This is a genomic window from Hyphomicrobium sp. (assembly GCF_041659645.1).
Classification (GTDB): Bacteria; Pseudomonadota; Alphaproteobacteria; order Rhizobiales; family Hyphomicrobiaceae; genus Hyphomicrobium_B.
Genome location: NZ_JBAZXX010000003.1, coordinates 203,887 through 215,781 on the forward strand (window position 1 = coordinate 203,887; position 11,895 = coordinate 215,781).

Sequence of the window (11,895 nt, forward strand, 5' to 3'; positions counted from 1 at the left end):
CGATTGTTTTACAAGTTGAGTGAAAACCGGCGAGTCAGCCGAGCCGTCGGAGTGATGTTGGCGGTCGCGTGGAAGCGGCTCGAAACGAATCAGTTGCGCTGTGTGCCGACGATTTCTAGTCTTGGCATCACATGCGTGATCCTCTTCTTCTGCCCGACCGCCACCCTGTTGGCGATTTCTTCGTACTCGACAGTTTGTTCGATGTGTCGTCCAAGAGTGATGTTTCAATCTTGCGTTCAGATATCGCGTCGATGGAGCATCCGATATTCAAATTATCATCGCGCAAGGCAGATAAGGAAAGGCTTGAGCGTTATGAGCACGGCGATTTTTATATTGAGTTGCGTGCAGGTCCAGAAGGCTTTGCGACGATTTTTGACAAGGATATTTGGATCTACTGTATTTCGAATCTGATCAGACGTCAGAACAATAAAGAGGCGATTGGACAGACTGTTCGTATTACGGTTCACGATCTATTCAAGATGACCAATCGCGATCCGGGCGGCGCCGGCTATGATCGGCTTGAGGAAGCATTGGATCGATTGGCTGGCACGCGCGTCAAAACGAACATACCGACCGGCGGGGTCGTGGATGAGGTGACGAACTTTGGTCTGATCGAGTCGTACAAATATCCACGCAGGAAGAACGGCGCGAAGCGGCTCGATTATCTGGAAGTAGTGTTGCCGAAGTGGTTGCTGAACGCAATCGAGGGCGAAGATGTCCTGACGCTGAATTACGGCTATTTCCATCTTCGCAAGGCTATCCATCGGCAGATCTACGAAATTGTGCGCAAGCATTGCGGAGATCAGGAAAGCTGGAAAATCGGTCTCGGGCTGCTCAAAAAGAAATGCGGAACGACGCAGGCCGACAAGCACTTTGCTTCATACCTCCGTGAACTTGTGGGCAAAGAAGTTCTTCCCGGCTACGACGTGACGCTCGAGCGCAACGATATGGTGCTTTTCACAAATCGTGCGACGAAGCTGCCGGGAAATGATGCGCGCCCCCCTGCCCTCTCTTCCGGTCGCCTGCCCGAATCCATGAAAACCACTGCGGCAAGCGGGAATAAGATCCTGATTTCGGCGGACGGGATGGAGCAAGCGAAGCTCTGGGCGCCGCGATGGGATATGGGTCATGTCGAAAATGAATATATGAAGCGCGCGAATGAATGGGGCCCAGCGCGCAACGAAGATGCTCGTTTCCTCGATTGGGTGAAGAAGGTCTTTAAGGGCAATCCCCCGCTCTGAGATAGGGACTAATCGGTCTGCGAGAAGGCGCCCGCGGCCGTGGCCGCGCCGCTTCTAGTTTTTGCATAATCTCTAAGTGCACTAATAGTCTTGGGTGCGCTATAGCGCGATGGCGATGTGGCACGCCATTGCGCTACCGTGCCATTGATGAAGCGAAATGGGGCTGTGGGGTGATTGCACGGTAGAGCGGTAGGGCGGTAGTGCCGTAGCTGCGTGGTAACATAGCGTGATGGCGAGCAGTCATGGTAGCGCGGTTGTGTGGTAGCGCCGTGGCGCGGTAGCGCGGTGGATGCGGGCGCTTCGGCCATTTGACCGAGAAGGTGCCTAACGTCCCACTGGTAGGGTGAGGGCCGCCCATTCAAAATACCGCAAGGCCAGCGAAATTATCCCCCGTAGGGTCGACTTCAAATGACACCGAAAATGGACAAAAGGTGCGCTTCGGTTATCGGAGGACTGCCGTTGAATTTCGGTAGTGCGCTACCGCACTACGGTGATGGCGTCATAGCGAGATGGCGGAAAATCAGTTCGAGGTAGGTTCACGTAACAGGCCGAGCTTCTGGGCAAGATCTTCAATAGCGAGTTCGATGGTGAGGTTCATTTTCCAGCCGTTTCGGCCGTGCTTGGCTTTGAAATGCCGCGTGATGTCGTCGATCAGCTCGAAATGACGGTTGGTGATCGGTGTGTTGAGTGAGCGTGGCCGTTCTACTGAGTGCCGGTTGGCAGAGCGTCGATTGCCGATTTCCAGGGCAGGCTTGCCTTCTTTGGGAGCAACGATGGGGGGCAGGGTTCGCGTGGATCTATGTGCGGCGACTCGTTCGGCGGCTGAATCTACCATTAGGCGGCTCCTCTGAGGTCTAGGGCGGCGGGTGGGATATCGGTGCGGGTGGTGGCGTTGTCAAAAGCATCAATCAACGCGTCGATGGCGCGGCGGGCATGCACGCGAACGCCAACTTGCGGGGTTTCGGTGATAGCGAGATGGCGGCCTAAAGCGATGCGATACGCAATCTGTTCCGGAATATGCTCGGTTAGGATGTTGATGGGTCCGCGATTGGCCGAGCGTAACCAGTTGATATAATCCCTGGCTTCGGCATCCGAGCCGGTGCGGGTCAGAATGACCGCCAAGCGCTCGGGACGGATTCCTTCTTCAAGCATTTGATCGATGGTCGAGAGCGTCAGCGTCGCGTCTTTAGTGCCGGGCGGGAGCGGCAGGATCGTAAAATGAGCATCCGCCGCGAGAACGAAAGACGCTTTCGTCGCGCGGGAGGGGCAATCGAGCAGGGCGATGTCGATCTCCGGCCGGTTTATGCCGTCGAGGCCTTCTTGGGCTGTCCGCGGCGTCAGGATTTCGAGCTGGGGGCGACCGGGGTGCTTGACGCGGCGTTCGTCAAGCCAGGTCGCGATGGAGGCGCCGCGTTCTCGGTGTTCGCTATCAAAATCGACCGCGAGGACTTTGAGACCGGCGGCCGCAAGCGTAATGCCCATGGCGGCCGCGATGGTCGTTTTCATGACGTTGCCGGTTTGCGAAACGAAGGCAATTGTTTGGGGCATAAACCGAATCACTCCGTACACGTTGCAATGCCGCCACCGTACTACCGCGGTAGCGGAGTTCAATACTAAATTTGTAAACATTATTTTTGGATGTAACGAATTGTCCGCACGTCGGAAAACGTCTTTTTTGGCAACGCAGCGACACTTGAATAAATAAGACGGGCCGGCGGCGCCTTCCTCGATGGGCCAGCTGAGAGAAGAGGGCACGCCGATTATTTAAAATCGGATGATTTGGGGCAGGTGGTTGAAGACGCGCTGGTGTCCGGCGCGAAGGAGTTGGCGCATACTAAAGGGCTATGTCTAAGCGTGCTACCTTACCCTCGGCTCGCGCGGTGCGCAGCGGAGCTGATGGTCCGCCGATGTCGAAGTCTGAATGGAGGAAAAAGTGACCCGCATTTTCCGTGTGGCCCTCGATCGCGCGAAGCTGGAGAAACTACCGGAAGCTGACCGAACCGCTCTGATACTTCTCGGCCATGCCGCTAACGAGATCAACGTTCTGCGCAAAGTCACGCTGGCCTCCATTGCCAAGGACATTCCCCCGAACCTCATCGTCGACCACGTGCAAAGTGAGCAGGTGCTCATCCTTCTGCGCGTTCTTATGGGCAAAGTCTTCGAAGCTAACCGTATGCTCGGAAAGCGTGTGATGCCGCTGCGAGCGAAATACCTTCAGCATTTCTCCGAAGAGCAGAAGACGCGTCTTGAACGGATGCAGAAGCTGTTCGGAAGCGATGGGCGACTTGCCGCCATCCGAAATCAAGTCGCGTTTCATTACACCGACGACGACAACAACGTGGAAGCGACATGGCGGAAACTGGCCGATGCCGATCCCTGGGACCTGTATCTCTCTAAGTTGTCGATTAACAGTTTCTACTATTTGCCGGCACTCGTCATGACGCGCGTCATGACTGCGCTCGGCCTTGGCGGGAAGGTTTGCGATCCCCAGGAAGAAGAGCTGTTGGGCTTCAAGGAAGTCTGCAGCGTAGCCACGGAAAGCGCCGACCTGATGCTGGCAGTGTTGAACGATTTCATCGCCGTCATCGTTACCGAGGGCATTCCCGATGCTGAAGGTGTTGAGATCGACATTGGAGAGTCTGATAAGCTCTCCGCGTTGAAGTTGCCGTTTTTCTGGGACGAAGACGATTACGTCGCCGATGCGCCCGCTGAAAGCAGGACGGATTAATTGAGCTTTTCGCAGCGGCAGCTCGGAGTCCGCAACGCTCAGCACGGCGTGCTTGGTCTCTTGACAGGCGCAAACGCTACCCTCAGCCTGCAACGAAAGCGTCGATCCCGACACATTGCAATCTCGAGCCGCCCGTCCGTGATGCCAATCCAAGCGACAGAAGCCTATTTCATCAAGCTCGGCCGTAGCGGCGAATGGGAAATCGAGTGTCTCCGCGATGGCATTCTGCGTTTTGGATATGCAGATACAGCCCACGCCGATTGCCTCGCCGGAAACTGGGACGCGGTGAGAACATTCTGGAGCAGTTACCGCAACGACACCGGCGCGGGCACCCGCGACGCCAACCAGATCAGAGTCTTTTACGAGACCGGCGGCAATGCGCTATTCGTGACCTTCCATGGCGGCTTACTGTATTGGTGCCGAGCCATGCCGGGTGTCACGGTAGATGCCGACGGGACTCACATGCGCCGGACCGTCGACGGTTGGCATAGCGCCAGCATTACTGGCAAGCCACTGCGAACCGATCGCTTATCCGGTGCTCTGCTCCGGGTACAGGGATATCGCGGAACGATTTGTTCCGTGGCGCAACTGTCCTATCTCCTCGGCAGGATCAACGACCAGCTCCCCCCCTCGGTCGTCGCTGCCGACGAGGCACGCGCGGCATATCTTGCGGCCATCGAAGAACTGATCGGACTCCTTACTTGGCAGGATTTCGAGCTCCTAATCGACCTAATTTTCTCCTCAAGCGGCTGGGTGCGCTTGGGAAGCGTAGGCAAGACACAAAAGTCGGTTGACATTGAATTGCAGCTTCCGACTACCAACGAGGTGGCCTTTGTGCAGGTCAAATCCGAAGCAAGCTCTGCCATTTTTCGCGACTCCCTTGATCGTTTTCAGTCCTACGATAAGTACGATCGCATGTTCTTTGCCTGGCACAAGGGTACGGTTGTGTCACCCGACGACACTAAGAGCATCGAACTCCTCGATTGCAAACGTATCGCGGCAATGACTCTTGACGCCGGCCTGGCGGGCTGGCTGCGCGATAAAGTCTCCTAAATTTGTTGCCATTCGAACTCCGTTCTTCGGTTCATAAACTCAAGTTTTTGCATTACCACCCGACGCCAAACCTGAAACATACTCTGCGAGAGAATCAAAATTTGGGGCGGACGCCAGTGATTGAGGGCTTAATCGCTATCGAAAAATCTGCGCGCCAAGCAGAATTTCGTAAACGAAATCGGCCCTACGACGAGAAGATGGTTACGCCCGGAGCGGTCGCTGACTTTGAACCGCAAGGTTGGATCGTTCACTCCACGAATAAGACCGGCGTTAAGCTTCGCAAACAGCGCAGCGCGGCCGAGCAACTAGAGAACCGCTTTTGGTGCTGCCTTTACCGGCTAGGATATAACGAACTCAACGTCGGCAGAAATTTTCGAATACAGGTCGCCGCACAAGCGAAGCCAGTAGCGAAACAAATCGACGTTTTCGCGCGGGATGAAGAGACCATCATAATCGCTGAATGCAAAACCGCCGAAGAATTGAAAAAGAAGCCGCTTCAGAAGGAACTCGGCGAACTCGATTCTCTTAAAAAATCGATATCAGATGTTCTGCGAAAGCATTACGGCAGCGCGTTCAAGCCCAAAATAATCTGGTGCTTTGTCACTGATAAAATTGAATGGACTGACAACGATCTCGCGCGGGCCAAACAGCTGAAGATCGAGGTAATCACCGAGCGCGAACTCGACTACATCGAGGAAATATCCAAAATACTTGGAAACGCCGCTAGGCACCAATTTAAAGCCGAGTATTTGAGCGGCCAAAAAATACCCGCGCTCGATGATCGAAAGGTGCCAGCCGTCAAAATTCGCCTTGGTGGCGAGCCCGCGTATGTTTTTTCGGCACGTGCCGATGAAATTATTCGCATCTCCTTCGTAAATCACAGAGATCTACGCGACCCCCGTGGCGCCCCGTCATATCAGCGACTTGTAAATCCCGGCCGGCTGCGGAAGATCGGTGAATTTCTTCTTGGGGGAGGCTATTTCCCAAACACCATCTTGCTCAATTTTCACAGAAAACCACGTTTTGATCTCTCGCTAAGAAGCGACGATAAGGACATTCAGTTCGGCTATCTTTACTTACCTGATACCTACAAGAGCTGTTGGGTAATAGACGGCCAGCACCGGTTGTATGGCTGCGCAGTTCTACCGGAGGAGCACCAATCGCCGACGCTCATGTTCGTCGCATTTGAGTGTATCGATGTCACTGAGGAAGCCCATCTATTCGCAACGATCAACCGTGAGCAGCAAAAAGTTCAAAAGCGGCTGCTCGATGAACTCGATGGAGACCTGAAGTGGGACTCCGACGATCCATCGGACCGTATCGCGGCAGTTGCCTCTCGCGCCATAGATCTCATGAACACAAGGTTTGGCGGACCATTTGAGGACCGGGTCATCTCGCCCGGATTAAAGACCTCGGACGATCGCCCGCTCACCCTCCCAGAAGTCAGAAAGGCGATCATATCGGCAGGCTTGATCGGGAGGGTTTCGGGCAAAGACCGGGTGCTTGTCCCCGGACCTTGCTACCATAAGACCAACGAACAATCGATGACTCGCTTGATGGACCTGCTTACATGGTATTTCGACGTAATCCGCGAAGCAAATCCGGCTCGTTGGGAAGACCCTAAGGGTCGGCTCTGCAATAACTTCGGGGTACCAGGCCATATCCGCCTGCTAGCGGAACTTATCCGCCATGTTGAACAAGACCAGAGCGTAGATGCACGCGAACTTCAGCCAAAATATCTCTTCAAATCCTTGGAGCCCTTAGTTGCGCCGGTTCTAAAGTTCATCACCGAAACGAACGACGCGGAGTTTGCTGAGCGTTTTAAAGTCACGCTTGGAAGCGGTGGGGTAAAGCAATACTATTTCGCCCTTGTTCATCTGATTCACGATACTAACAAGGCGTTCGTTCCGAGCGGTTTCGAAGATTTTGTTCAGCAAACGACGAAGTCAGAACAGGAACAGGCCGATAAGGACGTGAAGTGGATTCAGGCACGAGTTCACCAACTGGTCGTCGACAAGCTTCGCGACCGCTACGGTGACGACTTCTTTGAAAGCGGGATCACCAACAAAGAAATTCAGGCACGTGCCTATCAGAAACGCCTTGAGGACGAGCCCGGTCAACGAGGTGATCTCGCGATGTACCTCGATTTTGTGGATCTACGTAAAATTGTGGAACAGTCCGACCATTGGCCAACATTTGAGAACGAGTTGAATATACCGCTTCCAAACCAAAAAAAAGGCCTCGCCAAATACGTCAAGTGGTTCGATGAGATCAATCGGATACGGCGTATTCCCGCACACCCTTACAAGCGTGCCTATTCACGGGCGGACCTGCAGATTTTGAAACTTATCTCCACGCACTTGTCGAGTTCAGAGCCGACCAGAGATGAGGTGCTCGCGTGAGCACAGTCACTCCATTTCTCAAGTGGGCCGGAGGCAAAAGGTGGCTCGTTCAAAACTATCCTGAACTTTTACCCTCAAAGTTCAAACGATTTGTGGAACCATTCCTTGGAGGTGGTGCGGTTTTTTTTCATATGCGCCCCGCCAAAGCGCGGCTTGCGGATTTGAACTCCGAGTTGATTGAAACCTATTCGGCTGTTCGCGACGACTGGAAAGCGGTTTGGACTAAGCTCAGGGCTCATCAAATTGAACACCTCCGCGATCCGGAGACGTACTATTATAAAATTCGCCAATCTCGTTTAAAGTCGGATTTTGCGAAGGCGGCGAGATTCATCTACTTGAACCGGTCGTGTTGGAACGGCCTGTATCGGGTCAACTTGCGCGGTGAGTTCAATGTGCCCAAGGGTACGAAAAATAGCATTTTGCTGCCGGACGACGATTTTCCATCGGTGGCTAACCGTCTAGCAGACGTGGAATTGACGGCCTCTGATTTCGCGGAAACACTAGCTAACTGTGGTCGCGGCGATTTCGTATTTGTAGATCCGCCGTACACCGCAAATCATAACTGGAATGGTTTCTTGAAATATAATGAGCGCATATTTTCTTGGGAGGATCAGTTGCGCTTGGCGGAGAGCGTCGAAGGTGCCGTGTCACGAGGAGCTGCTGTTCTGATCACCAATGCGGCCCATGCATCGGTTAGAAAACTCTATGAATCTATCGGCGAAATTCATACAGTTACAAGATACAGCGTCCTGGCATCGGACTCGGCTCGCCGTTCGCGGGTCGAAGAACTGGCCATTATAGCCGGTTACCAAAATTCAATCAGTCAGACGAAATTGCTGTGACCACTATGTATCGATTCATCCGTCGGGATTCGGGCGTGCGCTCGAAGACCCTTTGGTCTCCCGCGCTAAAGCGCTCGGTTTGACGAGGAAGACCGCTGAGCGTTAGCGATACAGTGGAAGGGATTGCAAAATGTTGCAGTCGTTGTTATCGTCCGTATACTGATAAAATGGTCAGACATGAATACTAGCTAGCGGCAACGTGCGAAAATCTTCATCGAAAATACGATCCAGAAACCCCACTCCCTTCGGCATGGTCTTCGGAACTTTAGTTCGGGCCTGTGGCCTCAATAACAAAGAGGCGGGGGAACTACTTGCAACCCACCCCGCTATAGTTTCCGACATCCTCAGTGGAAGGAAAACGATCTCTCAAGAATTTTTGAACGTCAGGAAATGGCGCGATCGGTTTCAACAGAACTTCGCGGATGTGTGGGAAAAGCATCGCGATGAATTTGAGCAGCAGGCAGCTTTACTCCAACCATTCAATCCAGGACAAAAACTGTGTGCTTCTCGTTCTCAGGAAAAAATCATTTCCAAAAAGCACTTCTTACATAAAAAACCGCAGGACGAAGACTGTCTTGGGTTCGCGCTATGGAAAATTTTAGGCGGCTCATTTTTGGAAACACGAAAAGCCATCAATGTTCTGCAGGTCAGCGAATGCCGTTTCTACGCGATCTTGCATAATTATAACTATCCGACTCAGGCTTATGTATTGGACCGAAACTGGCGTGGGCTGTTGAAGGAGCACTATCCGATAGGTTGGCAAGAATTCGGATCTTTGTTTGAAAAGTTTTACAACGAACTGCCCACCGGTCGCGGGCATCGCAGAAAGTCACCTGCCCCGACAAATCAGCGGTCGCTCGGGTACACACTTTGGAAAATTCTCGGTGGACCGGAGCTAAGTTCGGAGTCAGCAGCCCAGGATCTGCGGATCAGTCGGCATCAGCTAAGTGGATTTCTTCACAATAAAAATTGGCGGTGTCTAGAGTCGCTGAACATCGATGGATGGGGCGATGTTTTGCGTTTGCACTACCCTCACACGTGGAAGACCTACGGCGAGGAATTCACCTCGCGCTCGAAGCAGGGTTACGCCGCCACAGGTTGGGTAAGCCTCCAAACCATTGATGTCATTGATAAAACGTAGCAATTATTGCCCTTTCTAGCAAATTACGCTATATTTCGGGGGCCATTTTTTAAAGCATGCCGGCTAGCAGAATTTTTTCGAAACGCTTTTCTCGACGGGGGCAGGGAATGAAATCGTCTAATTTATTGGTTGCCTTTGCGGCGATCGGTTCGGTGATGAGCGGCGCCGCTCTCGCGGATGATAAAGTCGCTACGGCAGCCGCGAGCGCAACACCACCAGACATGGTGCACGTCGATGATTGCAATAAAGAAAAAGAAATTCTGCTGAGTGAAAGCCGGAGTTTGAGAGGCAATATCGATACTAAAGCTGGTGACTCGTGCGCTGTTTCATTGAAGGTGGCGGCACATAGCGAACGTATGATTGCGTTCGTGAGAAGTTGTTCAGGACAGCTCGGCTTAGATGATGTTCAGGCTGGCAAAGCAATCCTGCAGTACGCTCTCACTGCCCGAAATTTGCGTGACGACTGCTCGCCGTGATTGAACTTTAAGGTTTGGGTGTTTGCTGAGAAGGCGTCGAGTGATTTGCCGGTGTAGTTGGTTTGCCGGCCATTAGCGCCTCGTCGAGGTCGGCGACACCTTTATCCTGGATAGCGTGAGCTTTCTTGTCCTGCTGAGGCGTCATGTACCGCTTCTGTTCGCCATCCTTGCGGCAGTCATCGACGATATCTTTAAGGGCATGCTCGTCCTTCCCGATCAGTCTAAGCTTCTCGTCAGGCACTTTATCGATGCACTGCTTGGCTTCATATGCCGTCATCGTGTCACCTGGTCGGTACTCGGCCCCAGCGATCTTGGCTGATCCGAGAAGAGCGGTGAACGCACGACGTCTCTCCGGATCTGTACCGTAGTATTCGTTGCCTTTGTAAGCAGCGTTATAGACGTCGCCAGACTTGGCTTGAGTGCCCGCGAAATATCCGGTGCCGTAAGTCCGAGCCCAGCCGTTCCATCCTTCTTGATACGATTTGAGCTGGCCGTTCGCATTGTAGAAAATGTTGTGTGACGACGCCATGTAATCGGTCTCGCCGGCGTAGCTGCTGCTCGAGTAGCCGCGTTCGTCGACAAAGGTGCCGTCATCGCGATAGTGTCCGCCGGCGTCGCCGTTCCCCCATCCTTCACGACTTGAATTTGCGTCGGTCTGCTTGAGCGTCAAAACGATCTGCTCGAGCTCGGCTGCGGATCGGATATGTCCCGCGCGATCGAGGGCCATCGTGATTGCTTGGTCTTGCGCAGCGGGATCGAGGACTTGGCTGCGGATCATAGCAACGATCATCGCTTCGAATTCCCGATGGTCATCGGTGTGGCTGGACGATGGGTCCTTCTTAGGATGCGCGTCGCCGGGTTTCTGAGCGCGATGCACGGCTTCGCCGATGTCGGTGCGCCAGTACGCTTCCGGTTTCAATGATCCCTGGTTGGCGGCCGTGATGATGGCTTTTACGGCGCGGAGAGATTGTGTGTCGCTCGTTCCGTGCGGGTCAGAGAGCTGCTGATATTTATTGGCAGAACCAATGGAGTGTCGTGCAGTTTCTGCTTTCGCAATAGCGGCCGGTATGCCGGCGGCAATTCCGCGGAGTTGGTGTCGCCTCGAAAAAGGGCGTGGTACTTGTTCAAATAGCGTCGACATAAAAAGCCCATTAATATCAATTGGGCCCATCTTCCTCCAAGAAGGTATTCAATTTACTTATTTTGGGGGCAGGGCCCGCAATACGAAATATAATTGCGCGCCATCTAATGAATAGATCAATTATTTCGGCTGCTTTCGGCAAATACGGAGAAGGATAGCATTTAAATCAAATGCTTGAGAGCCTCAGCGGGGCAGGAGGCGATCGTCTATGAACTCGATGTCATCGTTCAAGTCGAGTTGGTAGATGTAAGGGTCTTCCGAATCTGGCGGTGCCCAACCTTTTACTTTGGCGCCTTCCGGTAGGACGACGTCGCATGTGGCCGGCGAACTGAATTTCAAGAAGGCAAAGGTTTGGGCGATCTGGCGATCGCTTTTGCCGGCGACGTGTTGGTATGAAAATACCCACTCTCCCCGGAGCGGCTGTTGGTCCCGATCGTAAATTCGCGCGAACAATTCGTTCGTCCGGGCTTTATAGCTTACCACCTGATGAAGCCCGTTTGCGAGCGTATGGACGGCCGCCAAGTGAACAGGCACGCCCGGATATAATCGCTGCTCGTGGACGAACGAGAGAAGCTTCTGAGCGTGAAATATGCGTACCGCTTGTTGGTCGTTGTTGATCAAAACACCGGATGTGAGTTCGGGGGCGCTGATGTCGACCGTGCACAGTATGTCCGGTATGAAAGTCAGTGAAAGCTTCGATTGAATCTCTTCGGGCGTCTTGCCTTCAATCGCGCTGTAGATCACAAGCGCTGAGCCTTGTTTGGGGGTATTGTCCCCGGCTAGGCGCGCGAATACGACATCATCTGGAAGTTGGCGTGGAGACGCGTCGATGGTTATAGGTTTGACGTGTTCTGGGCTGATGATTTGCATA

The 11,895-nt window shown here is 53.3% G+C and carries 11 protein-coding genes; 7 read left to right on the top strand and 4 right to left on the bottom strand.

From position 1 onward, the window contains the following. Positions 1-131: 131 nt before the first annotated feature. Positions 132-1,241: a replication initiator protein A gene (locus WC811_RS10830; protein WP_372644294.1), complete on the top strand. Its 1,110-nt coding sequence runs from the start codon at positions 132-134 to the stop codon at positions 1,239-1,241. 520 nt (positions 1,242-1,761) lie between these two features. Here WC811_RS10830 and WC811_RS10835 read toward each other — a convergent pair. Beyond that, entirely contained in the window at positions 1,762-2,076 is a 315-nt protein-coding gene (locus tag WC811_RS10835; protein ID WP_372644296.1) for a hypothetical protein, read from the bottom strand. Continuing rightward, positions 2,076-2,789 carry a ParA family protein gene (locus WC811_RS10840; protein ID WP_372644298.1) on the bottom strand — a complete coding sequence of 238 codons (714 nt, stop codon included), beginning with the start codon at positions 2,787-2,789 and terminating at the stop codon, positions 2,076-2,078. The genes WC811_RS10835 and WC811_RS10840 overlap by 1 nt, the downstream gene beginning before the upstream one ends. Before the next feature lie 385 nt (positions 2,790-3,174). Here WC811_RS10840 and WC811_RS10845 point away from each other — a divergent pair, with 385 nt between their 5' ends. The 6 genes from WC811_RS10845 to WC811_RS10870 all read left to right on the top strand — a co-directional run bounded on the left by WC811_RS10845 (position 3,175) and on the right by WC811_RS10870 (position 9,883). Continuing rightward, the gene (locus WC811_RS10845; RefSeq protein WP_372644300.1) at positions 3,175-3,969 is read left to right on the top strand and encodes a hypothetical protein; all 795 of its coding nucleotides are present in this window, start codon (positions 3,175-3,177) and stop codon (positions 3,967-3,969) included. Further along, positions 3,970-5,022, top strand: coding sequence for a hypothetical protein (locus tag WC811_RS10850; protein ID WP_372644302.1), 1,053 nt, complete (start codon positions 3,970-3,972; stop codon positions 5,020-5,022). A 116-nt stretch (positions 5,023-5,138) separates the two neighbouring features. Beyond that, the gene (locus WC811_RS10855) at positions 5,139-7,424 is read left to right on the top strand and encodes a DGQHR domain-containing protein (RefSeq protein ID WP_372644304.1); all 2,286 of its coding nucleotides are present in this window, start codon (positions 5,139-5,141) and stop codon (positions 7,422-7,424) included. Beyond that, positions 7,421-8,266 (top strand): DNA adenine methylase, encoded by an 846-nt coding sequence (locus tag WC811_RS10860; protein WP_372644306.1) that lies wholly within the window; start codon positions 7,421-7,423, stop codon positions 8,264-8,266. Before WC811_RS10855 ends, WC811_RS10860 begins: the two co-directional genes overlap by 4 nt. Before the next feature lie 199 nt (positions 8,267-8,465). Continuing rightward, complete coding sequence (locus tag WC811_RS10865) at positions 8,466-9,407, top strand: hypothetical protein (protein ID WP_372644308.1); 942 nt, start codon at positions 8,466-8,468, stop codon at positions 9,405-9,407. Positions 9,408-9,514: 107 nt separating this feature from the next. Then, entirely contained in the window at positions 9,515-9,883 is a 369-nt protein-coding gene (locus tag WC811_RS10870) for a hypothetical protein (RefSeq protein ID WP_372644310.1), read from the top strand. 7 nt (positions 9,884-9,890) lie between these two features. On the opposite strand, the gene WC811_RS10875 is transcribed toward WC811_RS10870, so the two are convergent. After that, complete coding sequence (locus WC811_RS10875; RefSeq protein ID WP_372644312.1) at positions 9,891-10,802, bottom strand: hypothetical protein; 912 nt, start codon at positions 10,800-10,802, stop codon at positions 9,891-9,893. A gap of 405 nt (positions 10,803-11,207) precedes the next feature. Further along, entirely contained in the window at positions 11,208-11,894 is a 687-nt protein-coding gene (locus WC811_RS10880) for a hypothetical protein (protein ID WP_372644314.1), read from the bottom strand. Position 11,895: the final 1 nt, after the last annotated feature.

Coding starts and splice junctions, on each gene's coding strand:
- WC811_RS10830 (WP_372644294.1), top strand. CDS start 132: ATGCGTGATCCTCTTCTTCTGCCCGACCGCCACCCTGTTGGCGATTTC.
- WC811_RS10880 (WP_372644314.1), bottom strand. CDS start 11,894: ATGCAAATCATCAGCCCAGAACACGTCAAACCTATAACCATCGACGCG.
- WC811_RS10835 (WP_372644296.1), bottom strand. CDS start 2,076: ATGGTAGATTCAGCCGCCGAACGAGTCGCCGCACATAGATCCACGCGA.
- WC811_RS10840 (WP_372644298.1), bottom strand. CDS start 2,789: ATGCCCCAAACAATTGCCTTCGTTTCGCAAACCGGCAACGTCATGAAA.
- WC811_RS10870 (WP_372644310.1), top strand. CDS start 9,515: ATGAAATCGTCTAATTTATTGGTTGCCTTTGCGGCGATCGGTTCGGTG.